At 42.8% G+C, this 17,127-nt stretch carries 18 protein-coding genes; 6 read left to right on the forward strand and 12 right to left on the reverse strand.

What is annotated here, in order from left to right; translation table 11 throughout:
* Positions 1-89: 89 nt before the first annotated feature.
* A complete protein-coding gene (locus AB5123_RS09020) occupies positions 90-947 on the reverse strand; it encodes a hypothetical protein (protein ID WP_278635054.1) in 858 nt (285 codons plus the stop codon).
* A gap of 203 nt (positions 948-1,150) precedes the next feature.
* On the opposite strand from AB5123_RS09020, the gene AB5123_RS09025 reads away from it, so the two are divergent.
* Both AB5123_RS09025 and AB5123_RS09030 read left to right on the forward strand, forming a co-directional pair.
* Positions 1,151-1,372 (forward strand): helix-turn-helix domain-containing protein, encoded by a 222-nt coding sequence (locus tag AB5123_RS09025; protein WP_022288629.1) that lies wholly within the window; start codon positions 1,151-1,153, stop codon positions 1,370-1,372.
* A 179-nt stretch (positions 1,373-1,551) separates the two neighbouring features.
* Positions 1,552-2,055: a CarD family transcriptional regulator gene (locus AB5123_RS09030; protein WP_022288630.1), complete on the forward strand. Its 504-nt coding sequence runs from the start codon at positions 1,552-1,554 to the stop codon at positions 2,053-2,055.
* An 88-nt stretch (positions 2,056-2,143) separates the two neighbouring features.
* On the opposite strand, the gene AB5123_RS09035 is transcribed toward AB5123_RS09030, so the two are convergent.
* The 11 genes from AB5123_RS09035 to rimM form a co-directional block, all read right to left on the reverse strand.
* On the reverse strand, positions 2,144-2,458 hold the full coding sequence (locus AB5123_RS09035; RefSeq protein ID WP_022288631.1) for a hypothetical protein: 315 nt from the start codon (positions 2,456-2,458) through the stop codon (positions 2,144-2,146).
* Positions 2,459-2,618: 160 nt separating this feature from the next.
* Positions 2,619-3,371: a 16S rRNA (uracil(1498)-N(3))-methyltransferase gene (locus AB5123_RS09040; protein ID WP_242998230.1), complete on the reverse strand. Its 753-nt coding sequence runs from the start codon at positions 3,369-3,371 to the stop codon at positions 2,619-2,621.
* Positions 3,372-4,000: 629 nt separating this feature from the next.
* The gene (locus AB5123_RS09045; protein ID WP_368364723.1) at positions 4,001-5,908 is read right to left on the reverse strand and encodes an ABC transporter ATP-binding protein; all 1,908 of its coding nucleotides are present in this window, start codon (positions 5,906-5,908) and stop codon (positions 4,001-4,003) included.
* Positions 5,905-7,776 (reverse strand): ABC transporter ATP-binding protein, encoded by a 1,872-nt coding sequence (locus AB5123_RS09050; protein WP_117923149.1) that lies wholly within the window; start codon positions 7,774-7,776, stop codon positions 5,905-5,907. The genes AB5123_RS09045 and AB5123_RS09050 overlap by 4 nt, the downstream gene beginning before the upstream one ends.
* 244 nt (positions 7,777-8,020) lie before the next feature.
* A complete protein-coding gene (locus tag AB5123_RS09055) occupies positions 8,021-8,752 on the reverse strand; it encodes a sensor histidine kinase (protein ID WP_242993888.1) in 732 nt (243 codons plus the stop codon).
* A 1-nt stretch (position 8,753) separates the two neighbouring features.
* Complete coding sequence (locus AB5123_RS09060; RefSeq protein WP_117877653.1) at positions 8,754-9,113, reverse strand: hypothetical protein; 360 nt, start codon at positions 9,111-9,113, stop codon at positions 8,754-8,756.
* 4 nt (positions 9,114-9,117) lie between these two features.
* A complete protein-coding gene (locus AB5123_RS09065) occupies positions 9,118-9,828 on the reverse strand; it encodes a LytTR family DNA-binding domain-containing protein (RefSeq protein WP_117923150.1) in 711 nt (236 codons plus the stop codon).
* 171 nt (positions 9,829-9,999) lie between these two features.
* Entirely contained in the window at positions 10,000-10,272 is a 273-nt protein-coding gene (locus AB5123_RS09070) for an HPr family phosphocarrier protein (RefSeq protein WP_022288633.1), read from the reverse strand.
* 283 nt (positions 10,273-10,555) lie between these two features.
* Positions 10,556-11,296 carry a tRNA (guanosine(37)-N1)-methyltransferase TrmD gene (trmD, locus tag AB5123_RS09075; RefSeq protein WP_022288634.1) on the reverse strand — a complete coding sequence of 247 codons (741 nt, stop codon included), beginning with the start codon at positions 11,294-11,296 and terminating at the stop codon, positions 10,556-10,558.
* Between the two features lies 1 nt (position 11,297).
* Complete coding sequence (locus AB5123_RS09080) at positions 11,298-11,801, reverse strand: hypothetical protein (RefSeq protein WP_302839377.1); 504 nt, start codon at positions 11,799-11,801, stop codon at positions 11,298-11,300.
* Positions 11,801-12,307, reverse strand: a complete 507-nt coding sequence (gene rimM / locus AB5123_RS09085; RefSeq protein ID WP_368364724.1) for a ribosome maturation factor RimM — start codon at positions 12,305-12,307, stop codon at positions 11,801-11,803. Before rimM ends, AB5123_RS09080 begins: the two co-directional genes overlap by 1 nt.
* Positions 12,308-12,746: 439 nt before the next feature.
* On the opposite strand from rimM, the gene AB5123_RS09090 reads away from it, so the two are divergent.
* The 4 genes from AB5123_RS09090 to AB5123_RS09105 all read left to right on the forward strand — a co-directional run bounded on the left by AB5123_RS09090 (position 12,747) and on the right by AB5123_RS09105 (position 17,104).
* Complete coding sequence (locus AB5123_RS09090; protein WP_022288637.1) at positions 12,747-13,832, forward strand: CdaR family transcriptional regulator; 1,086 nt, start codon at positions 12,747-12,749, stop codon at positions 13,830-13,832.
* Between the two features lie 57 nt (positions 13,833-13,889).
* Positions 13,890-14,576 (forward strand): cell division ATP-binding protein FtsE, encoded by a 687-nt coding sequence (gene ftsE / locus AB5123_RS09095; protein ID WP_022288638.1) that lies wholly within the window; start codon positions 13,890-13,892, stop codon positions 14,574-14,576.
* The gene (gene ftsX, locus AB5123_RS09100) at positions 14,563-15,468 is read left to right on the forward strand and encodes a permease-like cell division protein FtsX (protein ID WP_022288639.1); all 906 of its coding nucleotides are present in this window, start codon (positions 14,563-14,565) and stop codon (positions 15,466-15,468) included. Before ftsE ends, ftsX begins: the two co-directional genes overlap by 14 nt.
* A gap of 178 nt (positions 15,469-15,646) precedes the next feature.
* Positions 15,647-17,104 carry a murein hydrolase activator EnvC gene (locus tag AB5123_RS09105; protein WP_243128167.1) on the forward strand — a complete coding sequence of 486 codons (1,458 nt, stop codon included), beginning with the start codon at positions 15,647-15,649 and terminating at the stop codon, positions 17,102-17,104.
* Positions 17,105-17,127 lie beyond the last annotated feature (23 nt).

Raw genomic sequence — 17,127 nt, forward strand, 5'->3', positions numbered from 1 at the left:
TACCACAAAAAAAGACTGCTGTCTTGCTTTTTGGCAAGATCGCAGCCTTTTTTCTTGGGGACTTTTTTTACAGCCCCCCAAAATACATATTATTCTGCGCTGATATATGCCGTTACAGCGTCATCAGAGCTGTCAGAAGTTGTTCCCTCTGGATAAGAACTGAATGTGAACTTGTAATCCTTGTAGCCCTTTACCATAAGGAAAAGGTTTACATACTTGTATGTATTTCCAACAAAATATTCGTTCTTTTTCTGTGTAAGAAGCTCAGTAGTTCCGCCCATGCCGATATAAGTAGAAGCTCCGTCAGCAGAAGGTATTCCTCCGCCGCCCTTGTTGGAAGCAGAATAGTTTACATCAGGAGAGATTATGCCCCAATCATCGCTAGGGAAATCCTCCGGAACATATACCTCATATTCCATAACGCAAAGCTCGCAGTCATCAGGTATTTTCAGCTCGCTCTCGTCTATCTTATAAAAATCACTGCCAACAGAATTGTTGAGCTCGATAGCCTTGTTTACATAATCTGCGTCGTCAGTTTTGCTAACTACCTTTGTTATCCTTGTATAAATAGTGTGATAAATTTTATCTGTAGGACAGTATATGGTAGTCTTTATCCACTGACCGATAGGCGCAAGATTTTCCTCGCTTGTTTCAGACGGCTCTATAGCACTAGCCGCAATATCGTTGCTGTCACCGCTTGCAGGCTTGTTTTCGTCAGCTGTGCTTGTGTCAGCCACCTCAGCCTGTGATGATTCCGTTACCGCGGGAGCAGTTGTTGTGGTAGTTGTCGTTGCTGTTGCATCTTCTGATGAGTCAGCAGCACTGCTTTCCGTCTGCACAGCCGCAGCAGAGCTTTCGTTATCACTGTCGGAAGACCCACTGTCAGAACAGCCTGCCATGCCAAAAGCCATTACCACTGCCAATAAAAGAGCAGATATTTTTTTCATAATGTTACCTCCATATTTCTTTAATAAATTTATTTTACAACATTCTCCTATGCAAGTCAACAATATTTTCGACATTTATAAATATTTTGTTAAATACCCACAAACAGCCATAGTGTTTTTACAACATAATGTAGTAAGAAAAGCACAACATAATGTTGTATGATATATTAAATATAGACTATCAGAAAGGAATGGAGCGCCGCATGGTTTTTCAAAGAATACGAGATATGCGAGAAGATGCAGACCTTAAACAAAACGATATGGCAAAAATACTCCATTGCTCACAGCAAGCTTACAGCAACTACGAACTAGGACAGCGTGATATTCCCACGGATATCCTCATAGCCCTAGCTGAATATCACAAAACAAATGTAGACTATCTTCTGGGACTAACCAAAAACAAGACCTACTATAAAGATATGTAAAGCGGAAAGAACATCTCTTTCCGCTTTTTTGCAACCCATTTCATACACATTTATACAATCCTCTCCTATGTAGGATTTGTTAAAATTGCCTATGACATTTTTAGAAAAAAAGTGTTATAATGTATATAAGAGACAAAATAAAGTTATATTCACGGTTTAATGTGGAAGGAGCGTTAAAAATGCTAAAAAAAGGCGACGTCATATCATACGGTACGACCGGAGTGTGCAAAGTCGAGGGCGAGTGCGAACAGACCGTCAAGGGTCAGAAAAAGCGCTACATAGTTCTAAAACCTGTCCACCAAATCAATTCCACCTTGTATGTGCCGGTAGATAATGACGAGCTTAAAACAAAGTTCAAACCTCTGCTCACAGGCGATGAGATAGAGGAGATCATAAAAGAAATGCCCGAGGAGAGCTCCCTTTGGAAAGAAAGCAGCAGCGAGCGTGCCGAGCTTTATTCACAGGTACTTGAAAGCGGCGACAGAAAGCGACTTGCACAGCTTGTGAGAACATTGTATCTCAGACAGAAACATCTTATTGCGAAGGGCAGACATCTCCATTCATTAGACGAACGTTTTTTCAAGAATGCGGAAAATCTGCTCTTTGACGAATTTTCAGCCGTCCTGGGCATATCCCAAGACGAGGTCTTCGACTTTATAGAAACCCGCCTGAGCAAAGCCTAAATGCATACAAATGACACAAATAATATCGGCAAATAAAAAAGGACAAACCACAGTGGCTTGTCCTTTTGTTTTCATAAATGATACTCGATTATTCCTTGTCAACGTCCTCAACAGGCTCCTCGATAGCGTCGAGCTGAACTTCAACGTCAGCGTCCTCCTCAGTTGCAGCCTCATCCTCAGCAGGCTCTTCAGCCTTTTCCTCAGACTTCTCAGCGTCCTCTGCCTTGTCAGCTTCATCAGCCTCGTCAGAGCACTCGTCGCAGCCGCAGCAATCGTCGAAATCCTCGTCGAGATCTTCGTAATCGTAGTTTTCAAGCTCCTTGTGCTTTTTAAATGCAAAAATAGCAGCAGCTCCTGCAGCGATCGCACCGAGTGCAGCTATAACTTTCAATCCGCTTGCCATAATAAAACGCTCCTTTTTTGAATATTCCACTCTGAACTGCGTTCAGACTATCTACAGTATAGCATATTTGTTATAAAAAATCAAGACGTTTACAAAAAATACTGATTTTTTATACAACCTGCTCAAAAAATCTCAGTAAGCTTTGACAAATTGCCCACCGCTACATATTTCCCGTAAGGCTCATTATCACGCTAAGAGCCGCCAGCGGAGCTGTCTCGCACCGCAGTATCCTAGGTCCAAGACTCACCACAGTGACCCCTGCCTGACTACAGCTCTCCGCCTCATGGCTCTCGAAACCGCCCTCACAGCCGATAAACAAGCCAATAGTCTTTTCCTCGCCCTCACTAACAGGGGCAATGCCTGTCTCGCTAAGGCTCACGCCGCCCTTTTCGTAACACATAAAGCTCTCATCGCACTCTTTAAGTTCACTAAGGCACTCCTCAAAGCTGATAAAATTCGTCACCTCAGGCACATATCCCCTGCCCGACTGTTTCGCCGCTTCCAAAGCTATCTTATTGTATCTCTCCACACGCTTTTCATAGCCGCTTTTTGCAGGTCGTGAAACGCACCTCGCCGTAATAACAGGCACTATCTTGTACACTCCAAGCTCCACAGCCTTTTGCACTATAAGATCCATTTTATCAGACTTAGGCAACGCCTGATAAAGCACAACATTCACAGTAGGCTCGTTTTCGCTTTTCTCAGCAGAAAGCACATCGCAAACCACTTCCTTATCAGAAATGGACAGAATTTTTGCTCTGTATTCCACCCTGTCTGCACATACCGTAATGACATCGCCCAACCTCATACGCAAACTTCTGCCGATATGATAAGCATCATTACCCCTGATAGAAATCGTATTCCCCGATACGCTGTCAACAAAAAATCTAGGCATATTCCCAACCAGTGTCAAGCACTGTCCTCCAATCTCAAATCACGATTTTACGCACTTTCACGACGCTTTCGTCGCTTCTTGGTATAGTATACCACACCTTCAAAAATTGTTCAACAAAGTTCACATAACTAACACAAAACTTTCATACGCAGTACATACGGGCAGGGTATTATATAGTTGTCGCAAGGGACAAGACCTACCGAGGGAAGTTCCAAGAGCGGCAGTTGATTTTGGTATGTAGGCTTTTACCCCAAGCCTTCATATATACAGCTTGTAGATTAATTTCTACTAGCTTCTCCCCTATAATTTTTTATTTTTTGGCACCCACAGTTTTCTGTGGGTGTTTTTTTGTCCTGTCGAGGATATCGCAGGAAAAGTTTGTAAAACAAACTACAAAAGCGGTGCAGAATTTACACTCCGACACCGCTTTGTGATTGATTTTTCATTTGCAATTCTTCTATTGCTTTCTACGCCGCTTAGTAGGCTTGCGCCTATTGAGGCTCTGCCCATTTCTTGTGAGCGAAGTCGAACAAGAAATTTACTCCGCTAGGGACTCTGTCCCTAGACCCTGCAATGGGTTTCACCCCTGGACCTTTTGCTCGCTTCGCTCGGTGAGCCTTTTACTTTGCATTGGCTTTTCAACCAAATTACGCAAACAGTTCCCCTGCCGTATCTTTATAATACTCCGCCTGTGCCGCCCACATTGCTGTATATATTCCGCCTTTGGCGATAAGCTTTTCATGGCTGCCACGCTCTATTATGTGGCCATTGTCAAGAACTGTTATATCATCGCAGAAACGGCAGGAGGACAGACGATGTGAAATGTAGATAGCCGTTCTTGTTCCAACAATGCTGTTAAATTTTGTGTAGATGTCATATTCAGATATCGGGTCAAGCGCCGCTGTAGGTTCGTCAAGGACTATAAACGGCGAGCCTTTGTATATCGCCCTTGCAAGACACAGCTTCTGTGCCTCTCCGCCCGAAATTTCCACACCTTTCTCATCAAAATCCTTGTAAAGACAGGTTTCAATGCCGTTCTCCATAGTTTTAAGACGGTCGCCAAGTCCAGCACGGATAACACAGTCTGTCACACGCTCGGGGTCATATTCCGTATCGGCAGCAACATTCTCCGCAAGGCTGAACGAAAACAGCTTGCTGTCCTGAAACACCACCGAGAAAAGCTCCATATACTCTTCGTATTTATATTTTCTGATATCAATTCCGTTGAGCGTTATCTCGCCCTCGGTGGGATCGTACAGCCTGCAAAGCAGCTTAACAAGCGTCGATTTTCCGCAGCCGTTCTTGCCCACAAGAGCCATTTTCTCGCCAATTCGCCATTTCAGATTTATGTCTTTAAGAGTATATTCCTCGCTGTCGGGATATTTGAACCAGACATGCTTGAACTCAAATTCATATTCGTTATCATCACGCTTTTCCGTAGGGATAGTGCCCTTGTACTTTTCGTCGGGAATATCAAGAAAGTCAAAATATTTCTTGCAGAAAGTCGGCGTTATTTTCAGCAGTCCGTAAAAGTCTGAAAGATCTGACACGCCTGCGGATATCTTTTCAAAGTACAGTGCAAAAGCTATCACCTCGCCTGGAGATAACATTCCGCTTGCCGCCCTCATGACCGCAAAGCCGTACATAAGTGCCTTTGTGAGGATATTGACCACCTGACAAAGAAAATTCGGCAGCATAGCTGACTTATAAGCTTTGAACCAACCCTCTGCTATCTCATCTCGTGCTTTATCAAGCTCTTTATCAATAAGATTTTGCTGGGAATATATTCTTATCTCTTTGCCGTTTCGATAATTGCGGAGAATGTAATTACTGAAAAAGCCATCTGCACGGTTTGCCTGAATGACCTTTTTGTCATTTTGTAACTTTTCAAAACCAAGTATCGCTTTAGGGTTTATGACCAAAGATTTGAGCATTTCAAGCAAAACAGTTATTATAACTACCGCAAGAAAGCCCCATATAGACTGAATGAAACCGCTGAAGCCTGCTGTGGTGACAGGCTTTACAAAAACCATTGGTATGATAAGTATAACACCTGTGATTATCAAAAATAGTCCGCCGATAGAATATATGACATATTTGCACAATGCCGGTATGCCTGCGTTATTATTCTCGACCTGATTATCTGCGTTTGAAAATCTGTTTTGTGTGTCTGTATTTTCAAGGCGGACAAAATCCATTGTCATTACTTTCTGCCAAAGATTTTTATGCAGATTGGTACTTCTGGCAAAAGTCTGAGAACTTGAACGCCTAAAAAGAAACATCTTTGTCATAAATATCACAGCCTGCACGCCAACAACTATCGCCGCATAAGAAAGCAGCGTTCCAACAGGTTTTGACTGCGTAATCCCGTCGATAACAAGGGCAGACAGATATATAAAGACAAATTCCGTGGCAAGCCCCAACACATACTCAATAGTATCTCTAATGAGATAACCGCTGTCGGCGACCCTTACTGCTTTCAGCGTTCGCTTTATTATCTCACGTTTTTCCTTTGCGGAAAGCTTTTCTTCGTTGTTATTATTATTTTTACTCATTTATCTGCACCCCCCTTATCATTATAATAGGAACTTTGAAGCTCAAAAAGCTCGGCGTATTTTCCGCCCTGCGCCATAAGCTGAGCGTGAGTGCCTGTTTCTGTTAAAGTGCCGTTTTCTATCATTATTATCCTGTCGCAGAACCTTGTTGAGGCAAGGCGGTGTGATATAAAAACGCTTGATTTGCCTTTAGTGAAATCGGCGTATTTCAAATACATCTCCTGCTCTGCGATAGGGTCAAGGGCGGCGGTGGGCTCGTCAAGAAGAAGTATCGGTGCGTCCTTATACAATGCCCTTGCAAGAGCAAGTTTTTGCGTCTGACCACCTGAAAGCTCGGTGGCATTTTCAAAAACTGACTTCACAAGCCGTGTGTTTTCCTTTTCGGGCAGGCTCATAACTTTATCGTAAAGCCCTGCCTTTTTTAGGCAGTCATAAACTCTTTCACGGTCAAAATTATCTGCATCTGCACCTGCGATATTTTCAGCGATAGTCACCGCAAGCAGGGCGATATCCTGAAAAACAGCGCCGAAAAGTGTGAAATATTCATCACGATTATAGCTGTTCACAGGCTTTCCGTTGAGAAGTATCTCGCCCTCTGTAGGGTCATAAAGTCCGCACATAAGCTTTATGAGAGTGGTCTTTCCTGCGCCGTTAAGTCCCACAAGTGCAAGCTTTTCGCCCTTATGCAAAGTAAATGAAATATTTTGGATAGTCGGCTTTTCAGCACCTGAATATTTGTAGCTGACGTTCCTAAATTCAAGCTCGCACTCCCCTGTCGGAAGTTTTTCGCCCTTGCCACGATTTGTTTTATCGGGCATATCGAGATATTGTCTTGCATAGGAAGTATTGTTTGATAGCCATTTGAAACCTGAGAACTTGTCAAAAGCAACTCTGACAGAATGACCGAAATTCCATATGGAATTGAAATACAGCACAAAGTCGCCTGCGCCGATATTGCCTTTAACTACCATATAAATAACATAAGCATAGGCGGCAAGATCTGCAAGCTGCAAGATGATAGTTGACACCACATTGTGGCGAAATGTCCATTCGTCCTGCTGTTCATACCAATTCAAGCGATTTGCATATGAGCGGTCGAAAATCTTTGTGAACCATTTGTCCATTCCGAAAATGCGTACATCTTTTGCCGATGAAAAATCTCTGCCTGCGTCGCCGATATAATCAAGCTCACGATCATACTGCTGCCAATTATCTGCCATGTTCCATATCCATTTCATTTTGTGCCGCTCAAGATAATAGACCGTAATGGCGGGAACTCCGACGATAAGTATCATTATAGGGTCAAGCATTGAAAGTATACCGCCATATGCTGCGAGCTGTATCAGCGCCATAAGAAAGCCTTCAATAGTATCAACCGTCTGATAGGTTATGTAGTCTGAACCTGTCCGAGCTTTTTGCATTAGGTTGTTGTTATCACAACTTTCGTTGTTTTCATAATCAGTTGACATATGCTTGCGGAGCATTTTTCTCGTCATATGGTGAACAAACTTAAAGTAGCCCACATATCCACGGTAATCTTTCGTTTCATTTTCAATGTACTTTGACATAAATTCGCCGACTATAAGCAGCAGACATATGACAGCAAGCCTTATGCGTGATGATGTTCCCAGAGCAAGCTCAACAACATATTTGCTTGTGAACGTATCAAAAAGCGTGGCGGCAACGTTTGAAAATATATGCAATACGATCAACATCAGCATTATCGGCTGGCTTTTCCAAAGCTCATAAAGGGTATACCGCATATTTTCAAAGGTCTTGTACTTTATCTTACTTTGCTCTTTGTTGTACTCGTCACGCGCTTTCTGGCGTTTTTCTTTTGTATACTTTGCAATTTTTACACGTTTCATATCCTCACCTCACATTCATCATACAGCAAAAAAGACCGCCCGTGTTGATTTCTGCACGAACGGTCAAAATACGGCACGAATGGCAATATAGTTTACAGTTTATGGTTAATAGTGAATAGTGAGTAGTTAGTAGTTGGATTTTGTTGATTTTATTATTGATGTGAGTATCTTTATTAGCTCGATGCAATCGGAACTGATGCTTTCATATGTCACCTCATAACTATTAACTATTCACCATCAACTATTAACTATTGAGCGGCACCATTATTTCGGTGGCAAACACGCCCTCTTCATTCTGACGATTAACATATCCGCCGTACCTTTTCGCAACTCTGTCGATTCGGAATAAGCCGTAGCCGTGTTCACCCTCTTTGGTGGAGAGATATGTATTTTTCGACTTGCGCACTTTGCCTGCGGAGTTCTGCACAGAAAGATACAACTGTCCTTTCAGCTTGCCGATATACACACGCATAAATCGTTCCTCTTCAGGAAGCGTGCCACAGGCTTCGACTGCGTTATCCAGTATATTTCCAAGCATAGAACAAAGCTCAACATCGCTCATAGGCAGTTTGTCGGGAACATTCGCTTTTACGTTAAGCTTTATGTTCATTTTCTCCGCAACATTCAGCTTGCTGTTGAGGATAGCATCCGCCATAACATTGCCCGTCTTTATTACAGTATCCACAGTGTCAAGATCGTCCGCAAGCTCGTTGAGATAGTCAGACAGCTTATCATAATTGCCCTCTGAGAGCTGAATTTTCATATTGTTGATATGGTTGCGGTAATCGTGCCGCCAGCCACGCACATGACGGTACATATTCTGTATCTCACGCACCTGCTTTTCGATAAGCTCGCTCTGAAAGCGCTCTATTCGGCGGTCTATCATGTTATATAGGGTGCGGCGGATTAGGAATAATCCTACAACGCAGAGTGCTGAAAATAAGATTACCGCACCTATTATGATTGCTATTTTCATATTAGTCCTCACAATCACTTATAGGTTCAAACCCTTGACTTATTAGACATTCATTAAGTAGTTCAAAAAACATATTAACAGCTTTATCTTCGTCACCTTCAGTTTCGTAAATCAATGAACAATAATTCAATACGGTCTTGTTATGACCAAGCAACTTGACAGCAACAAAATCGTTAAAGCCCTCAGGCAAAATATGGTGTTTTTCATCATTGAAATGCAATTTAGCTGCACAGTTGTAACCGTTGAAAAAGTTTTGTAAGAACTCCAATGACATTTTACCAATATACATACCAGGACGTCGTTTAATATTAGCTAATAATTTTCTTTCGACTATATTTATATCTGTTATTGCGTTTTCCATAACTTTATCCTTTCGTATAGAACTGAATAAATTTCTCATTTACATCTTTATAAAGTCGCCGAGAAAGCGGAATAATCGTACCGTTATCAAGAGCAATTTCCGTCTTGCCGATACTCCGCATAAACCGCAGATTTACGATGTACGAGCGGTGAGGACTCACAAATCCATTCAGCCTCATTGCAAAAAATCTGCTTATACTCACCATGCAGTCTATTATCCTATCGTCTGATAAGTGAACTGCTGTTTTTCTGCCGAAAGCTTCAATGTAAGTTATTCTGTCGGCCGATATATGTGTCGCTCCGTTGGTGGTTTCAATAATCAGCTCGTCAGCTTTGACGGAACGTTTCTCTACATATTTATCGAGAACAGCGAACAGCTTTTCCTTAGCTACGGGCTTTAGCAAGTAATGCAGGGCTTCAACGTCATACCCCTCAGCAATGTAATCGGAATAGCCCGTAATGAACACTATCGGGAGCATATCCCCATTGGAACGAAGGTGCTTGGCAAGCTCCATACCATTGAGCCTATCCATTTCAATATCCAGCAGGATAAGGTCGCAAGGCTTGTCGGGATATGAAAACAGGAAGCTTTCTGCACTTATGTATTCGTCAATATCAAGCGCAAAAGGCTTGTCGGCAGACCATTCTGCGAGAAGCCGACGCATTTCTTTTATTTGATTTTCGTTATCGTCGCATATTGCTATTGTCAGTGGCATTTAGTTCACCTTAAAAAGTTTTGATTTTTTTAATTATATCATATCAGTTATTTTTTTGCAACAAAACATATTCAATAAATGGAAATCTAAGCAACGCAAAAAAGCGGAACGCCCCACACAGAACATTCCGCTTAAATCAAACTATTCTATTTAGTTATATTCAGGGAGCGATTATCTTGCACCCTCAGCAAAGCCGCTGTCAACAAGATCAACAAGACCCTTTACTGCTGCTTCCTCATCTGGACCGTCTGCAATGATCCTGATAGTTGTGCCGCCTACGATGCCAAGTGAAAGGATTCCAAGAAGGCTCTTTGCGTTTACTCTTCTCTCCTCTTTCTCTACCCAGATAGATGACTTGAATTCATTTGCCTTCTGGATGAAAAATGTTGCAGGGCGTGCGTGAAGTCCTACCTGATTCTGTACTACTACGTCTTTTACGAACATACTGATCTCTCCCATTCATTATAATGCTGTTAAACTCCCTAATTAAGGGACTTTTTCAAGATACCCTCAGGTTATTTGATATATTTATTATACTCGACAAGTCTGCCTTAGTCAACGCAAATTTTAGACAAACAAGCGAAAAACCCTCAATTTTCAGCACAATGCTCTAAACTTTGCAACTTTTATGATTAAACTTGTGATATATTCACAACACAGATTTTTACATCATATCATTTTGTACAAATTCATTTAACAATTATGTGAAAAGTGTTGAAAACCAATATCACTTTTTATTCTCTTTTTCTTCTAATTTGTGTATAATAGCCAAATCTTTTTCCGTCAGCGGACTTCTTTCCAACAGCTCAGGACGCTTCAAATAGGTGGCTTTTACAGCCTCCTCACGGCGCCATTTCGCTATCTCAGCATGATTGCCCGATAGAAGCACTTTAGGCACTTCCCTGTCGTGCCACACCTCAGGACGTGTGTACTGTGGATATTCCAGCAGACCATTATAATGACTCTCGTCCTCATAGCAATCCGCCTGCGAAAGCGTTCCCTCCAGCATTCTCACAACGCAGTCCACCAGCACCAACGCAGGAAGTTCTCCGCCGGTAAGCACATAATCCCCCACGGATATTTCTTCATCGACTATTTCGTCAATGACCCTGCTGTCCACTCCCTCATAATGACCGCATAATATAAATATGCTGTCAAGCTGAGAAAGTTCCTTTGCACGCTTCTGGGTCAGCGTTTTTCCCTGTGGGGACATATAGATAACGTGAGGCTTTGCCTTTCCAGCTGTCACCGACTTGTAGCAGTTGTAAATAGGCTCGCACTGCATGAGCATACCCTGTCTTTCGCTGTAAGGGGTATCGTCTACTCTGCGGTGCTTGTCCTGAGTGTAGTCCCTGATATTATGACACGTTACCGTGAAAATATTCTTAGCCCTTGCCCTGCCTACTACACTTTCAGAAAGATAATTCTCAAGCATTTCAGGAAAAAGCGTTGCAATATCTATGTTCAAATCAATTCCTCCATATCATGTCAAAAGGCTGGTAAGCCCAGTTTTCCTCAGCGCTGTTCAAATGCTCCTGCACAGAGCCACCGCTTTTTTCATAGTATCCTATGCCCTGCACAACACCGATAGTCACCACAATAGCGATTATTATCACCACAAACAAGCTCCACAAAGCAGACCTGCGCTTCTTCGGCTTGTTGCCCTCGTTATTATAGTATACCCTCAGACTTGTGAGCATATTGTCAAGCTCAATAAAACTCAGCCCCTCGCCCTTATATGTGTTGGCAAGCCTGTTGAATCCGCTCTCTTTTCTAAGCCTTTTTATAAGCCATTTTTCCTCAGCCCTGGGACTTCTCAGCCGTGGACTTTCGTCTATGTATGCTGTAAAAACTCTCTCGATACATTTCAGCGACTTTTCACGGCTGTTGAGCTTTGGAAATATCAGGCTGAACATTCCGTCAGAATAATCTCTGACAAGTCTTTCCAAGTCCTCGTATTTGCAGAACTTCATTAATCAAAAAGTCCCTCCAGCGGAGTTATCTTCATCACGCCACCCTCGATATCCGTTTCAGCCACAACTTCAGGTATCGCGGGGATAAGCTTAACATTTCCCTTTTCGTCAGCGATGTGGTAAACATCGTTTGCGCCCGTCTGACTTACGTCTGTTATCTTGCCGTAGCTTTCACCGCTGTCAGCGTCGACCACTTCAAGACCTATAAGATCCTGAACAAAATAGCAGCCCTCATCAAGCTCCACATCGTTACGGTCGATATAAAGCACCCTGTTGCGAAGCTTCTGAGCCTCCTCCACAGTGTCAACGCCCTTGACTTTCATTACAACAATATTCTTTGCAACTCTCGAACGCTCTATCTCCACAGGAGTACCGCTCTTATAATATAGTGTGTCAAATCCGCAGAGAAATTCAGGTCCATCACACCATGGCTGTACTTTTATCTCGCCCTTTATGCCGAACACCGATACTATCTTTCCTGCTTCAAGATATTTTTTTACGTCCATTTTGATTACCTCCCGATAACAAATCTTACAGCTTTCTTTTTATAGATTGTAACATATTTTTTTACCCTTTGCAACGCTTTAACTACGCTGTTATGCACATAGCTCAGGATATTTACAAAAAGTTTATTAATTACAATTCGGTTACTCAAAACGAACTTTACGCCCCTCTTTTGTACAAAATCACCATGAAAACCTGTGATTTAACAAAAAATTCACACATAAGAGAGCAAAATGTGTTACAATTTGTAATATATCAGACCGCAGACCAGTGCTTGAAACTGCGGTATAAAAGTTTTTTTGCATATTTTCACTATAAAACACTTGCAAAACATATCGTTTTTTGTTATAATAACAATGTGCAGACATCTGCCCTTATGGGGTAATTATGCCCATGGCAGAACTTAGGTCGAAAATTTTTGCAAGTAGAGGGGAATAACTTATGTCAAACAGATTATTTCAGAGCGTTGTTCATCAGATGCGTGACACTATCGACTGCGTCATAGGCGTAATAGATGAGAACGCAACTATCATTGCCTGCTCTGAGCTTTCACAGGTCGGAACGACTAACGAATTTGTTTCGTTAGATCTGGGCGATTCACACGACATTTTTGTTAGAGACGGTTATACCTATAAGCCATTCGGTGCTCATATGAAACCTGACTATGCTGTTTTCGTTGAGGGAACAGACGAGGTGGCTGCAAAGTATGCAAGCATACTTGCCATTACTCTTTCCAGCATAAAGCAGTATTATGACGAAAAATACGACAGAAACAATTTCATCAAGAACGTAGTGCTTGACAACGTGCTGCCGGGCGACGTTCATGTTAAAGCTAGAGAGCTGCATTTCAGCGCTGACATTTCAAGAGTCGTGCTGCTTATCAGAATACTCTCCACAAATGACGTTTCAGCTTACGATGTTATCCAGAACCTTTTCCCTGACAAGTCCAAGGACTTCGTTTTCAACATCACTGAGAGCGATATCGTGCTTGTTAAGGAAGTGGCAAACGGCGTTGAGTCAAAGGATCTGGAAAAACTGGCACGTTCTATTTCCGATACCCTTTCAAGTGAATTCTATACAAGAGTCACTGTAGGTATAGGAACAGTAGTAGAGGGCGTAAAGGATCTGGCAAGAAGCTTCAAGGAAGCACAGATAGCTCTCGAGGTAGGAAAGGTGTTCGATACTGACAAGAATATCGTTTCTTATGACAATCTTGGTATCGCAAGACTTATCTATCACCTGCCTACAACACTTTGCGAAACATTCCTTAAGGAAGTTTTCAAGAAAGGCTCTATTGAGTCGCTGGATCATGAAACACTTTTCACTATCCAGAAGTTCTTTGAAAACAACCTGAACGTTTCTGAAACTTCAAGAAAACTGTTTGTTCACAGAAATACTCTTGTGTACAGACTTGAAAAAATCAAAAAGCTCACGGGTCTTGACCTGAGAGAGTTCGACCACGCTATCATCTTCAAGATAGCTCTTATGGTAAAGAAGTATCTCTCCGCTAACCCTGTCAAGTTCTAAATCCTACGAGCGGAAAAGAGGCTTGCTTGCCTCTGTAAAACTAAGGCGGTGTAAATTTTGGTAGAGTTTAAAGACGTGTCCGTTACCTATTCAAGCGGTGTGGACGCTCTGAACAAAGTAAACCTGAAGATAAACGACGGCGACTTCGCTTTCGTGGTAGGTCCTTCAGGCGCCGGAAAATCAACACTTATCAAGCTGGTTCTTAAAGAAATAGATGCGACCAGCGGTACAGTAATGGTAAACGGCTTCAATCTGAAAAAGCTGAGAAGAAGAAAGATACCTGCCCTTCGCAGAACTATCGGCGTTGTTTTTCAGGATTTCAGACTTATCCCTACAATGACAGTTTATGAGAACGTGGCGTTCGTGCTGAGAGTGATCGACGCTCCTGCAAAGTACATAAGAAGCCGTGTTCCATATGTTATAAGCCTTGTGGGACTTTCCGATAAGGCGAAAAGCTATCCGACCGAGCTTTCAGGCGGTGAGCAGCAGCGTGTGGCACTTGCAAGGGCACTTGTAAACGACCCACAGCTCATCATTGCCGACGAGCCGACAGGAAATATCGACCCTGCGCTTTCATATGAGATAGTAGAGCTTCTCAAGGGCATAAACGAGTGCGGCACTACCATTCTTATGGTTACCCACGAGCATGACCTTGTGCGCTATTTCGGAGGCAGAATTATCAACATCAACAAAGGTCAGATCGCCTTTGACGAAGTGATAGGAGGCTCCAATGAAAGCAAGTAGTTTTAGATATCTTATAAATCAAGGCTTCAAGGGCATTTGGAAAAACAGAATGATGACGTTCGCCTCTTTCTGTATCCTGCTCGTTTCCCTGCTTATGGTAGGCACATCAGTGCTGGTTTCCATTAACCTTACAAGAATAATCGGCGGTATCGAGGACAAGAGCGAAGTCATCGTTATCGTAAAGGACGGCACAAGTCAGGCTGATATGCAGACCCTTGAGAACAAGCTCAAAGAGGTCGGAAATATCAACACTGTGAGCCTTTATTCAAAGGACGAAGCGTGGAAAAATATGCTCAAGGGCATGACAGACGAGGAAAAGGATTTCTTCCAGTATGCCGATGATAACCCATTGCCTGACACTTACAAGGTAACGGTCAAGGATATCGAGAAGATGAGCGAAACAACCACTCAGATAGAGACCTTTGACAATGTTGACTCAACAAAGTCCCCTACAGCATTTGCTGATATCCTTATCAGTATCAGAAGAGTATTTACGATAGTTGCCTTTGCGGTCATTGTGGCACTTGTTGTGGTTTGTCTAATAATCATTTCAAATACCACCAGAGCAAGCGTTTTCGCAAGACGTAAAGAGATCAACATCATGAAATATGTAGGCGCTACCAACAGCTTTATCAGGATACCTTTCTTTATCGAGGGTATGATAGTTGGTCTGCTTGCAGCCGCAGGCGCACTGCTGCTCACAAAGTTTGCCTACGAGGGAATTTACAACATCTTCAATGATGACTTCAAGCTCTGGAGCATTCTCGGTGTTCAGAATTTGTATTCGTTCAAATCCCTCTTGCTCCCTGTTGCAGCATCTTATCTTATCGCAGGCGCTGTTATCGGTGCGGTGGGTACTTCTATAAGCACAGGCAAGCATCTTAAAGTATAATACATTTGCCAAATATAGACATAAGGCAGGCTATGATCCAACGGGGTTTTTAGACTGCCTTTTGTTGCAGTTTAAAGCATATCCTGACAAGAGATAAAAAAGAGAGAACGTGCGGGATAATGCGTTAGAGAAAGATAAAAACGTGTAAAAATGGTCTTTTTTAAGACGGAGGACAGGTATGAAAACAGGTATATTCACAATGAAGCGAGTATTGGCTTTCACTATCGCCGTAGTCGCTTCCATGACAATGCTTGCAGGCGGCACACAGCCGGTCATGACAGCACAGAACGCTTCTGCAGAAAGTCAGGCAATAAAGAACAACAAGAAAAAAATATCCTCTGCCAAGGATAAAATAAGCGAGCTTGAACAAAAGCAGGCTGACCTTGACAAGCAGATAAACAGCACAAAGGACGATATCTCCAAGGAGGAAGAAAATCAGAAAGCGATCCAAGAGCAGATAGAAACTGTTCAGGAAACTATACTGACCCTTGAGGATTCTATCACTGACCTTGAAACTGAGATAGCCGACCTTGAAGAGGCTATCGCAAAGAGCGAAATAAAAATAAAAAACAAGAGAACTGAGATAGAAAATGGCGTTGTTGACTTCAAACAACGTCTTAGAGCAATGTATGTTGCCGGAAATAGTTCATACACCGATATTCTTATTGGTTCGACGGACTTTTATGATATGCTTATGAAAATAGAGCTTGTCAAAAGAGTGGCTGACCATGACAACACCATGATCGACGGACTTGTTGAACTTAAAGGCGAGTATGAATCTCAGGAAGCAGAGCTTGAAGCCAACAAGACTGAACTTGAAACTAACAAAGCTACCCTTGAGGAACAAAAGGCCTATCACACTGAGCAGAAGAAAAAGCTTGACGACCTTTATGCAAAAAGTCAGGCTGTTATCGACCAGCTTGAGGAAGATAAGGCGGCTTATGAAGCCAATAAGGAGCAGATAAACAAGGAGCAGGAAGACTTCGAGGCACAGCTCCAGAAGCTTTACAAGGAGCAGGAGCAGATCAAAAAGAAGGAAGAAGAGGAACGTAAGAAAAAAGAAGAGGAAGAACGTAAGAGAAGAGAGGAAGAAGAACGTAGACAACAGCAGCAACAGCAGAATAATAACGGCAATTCTTCATCTTCTAATGCAAACGGCAACACCTCTAACAGCGGTCAATCTTCTACCAATAACGGTGACTACAATTATACCGACAAGAGCCAGTTTACATGGCCTGTGCCGGGTTATTATCATATTTCCTACGGCGTGGGTTGGCGCTGGGGCGCTTATCACAAGGGTATCGACATCTGGTCTCCTGGAATAAGAGGCGCAAAGATATGCGCTGCCGCTGAGGGTACTGTTATACTCGTCAGCAACACCTGCACACACGATTATGGCAAGAACGGCTCATGCGGCTGTGGCGGTGGATATGGAAACTACTGCATAATCGACCACGGCAACGGCTACTGGACCCTTTACGGTCACTCACAGTATATGAGCGTAACACAGGGTCAGCACGTCAACAAGGGCGACGTTCTGGGTATTGTCGGCTCAACAGGATATTCAACTGGCGACCACCTGCACTTTGAGGTGCGATTGAACGGCGTGGCACAGAATCCGTCAAATTATGTATAAACAGGCAATGCCGAAAGGTCTTG

The organism is Ruminococcus sp. RTP21204st1_B2_RTP21204_210225 (assembly GCF_040914135.1).
Classification (GTDB): Bacteria; Bacillota; Clostridia; order Oscillospirales; family Ruminococcaceae; genus Hominimerdicola; species Hominimerdicola aceti.

Coding starts and splice junctions, on each gene's coding strand:
- AB5123_RS09020 (WP_278635054.1), bottom strand. CDS start 947: ATGAAAAAAATATCTGCTCTTTTATTGGCAGTGGTAATGGCTTTTGGC.
- AB5123_RS09025 (WP_022288629.1), top strand. CDS start 1,151: ATGGTTTTTCAAAGAATACGAGATATGCGAGAAGATGCAGACCTTAAA.
- AB5123_RS09030 (WP_022288630.1), top strand. CDS start 1,552: ATGCTAAAAAAAGGCGACGTCATATCATACGGTACGACCGGAGTGTGC.
- AB5123_RS09035 (WP_022288631.1), bottom strand. CDS start 2,458: ATGGCAAGCGGATTGAAAGTTATAGCTGCACTCGGTGCGATCGCTGCA.
- AB5123_RS09045 (WP_368364723.1), bottom strand. CDS start 5,908: ATGAGTAAAAATAATAATAACAACGAAGAAAAGCTTTCCGCAAAGGAA.
- AB5123_RS09050 (WP_117923149.1), bottom strand. CDS start 7,776: ATGAAACGTGTAAAAATTGCAAAGTATACAAAAGAAAAACGCCAGAAA.
- AB5123_RS09055 (WP_242993888.1), bottom strand. CDS start 8,752: ATGAAAATAGCAATCATAATAGGTGCGGTAATCTTATTTTCAGCACTC.
- AB5123_RS09060 (WP_117877653.1), bottom strand. CDS start 9,113: ATGGAAAACGCAATAACAGATATAAATATAGTCGAAAGAAAATTATTA.
- AB5123_RS09065 (WP_117923150.1), bottom strand. CDS start 9,828: ATGCCACTGACAATAGCAATATGCGACGATAACGAAAATCAAATAAAA.
- AB5123_RS09070 (WP_022288633.1), bottom strand. CDS start 10,272: ATGTTCGTAAAAGACGTAGTAGTACAGAATCAGGTAGGACTTCACGCA.
- AB5123_RS09080 (WP_302839377.1), bottom strand. CDS start 11,801: ATGAAGTTCTGCAAATACGAGGACTTGGAAAGACTTGTCAGAGATTAT.
- rimM (WP_368364724.1), bottom strand. CDS start 12,307: ATGGACGTAAAAAAATATCTTGAAGCAGGAAAGATAGTATCGGTGTTC.
- AB5123_RS09090 (WP_022288637.1), top strand. CDS start 12,747: ATGTCAAACAGATTATTTCAGAGCGTTGTTCATCAGATGCGTGACACT.
- ftsX (WP_022288639.1), top strand. CDS start 14,563: ATGAAAGCAAGTAGTTTTAGATATCTTATAAATCAAGGCTTCAAGGGC.
- AB5123_RS09105 (WP_243128167.1), top strand. CDS start 15,647: ATGAAAACAGGTATATTCACAATGAAGCGAGTATTGGCTTTCACTATC.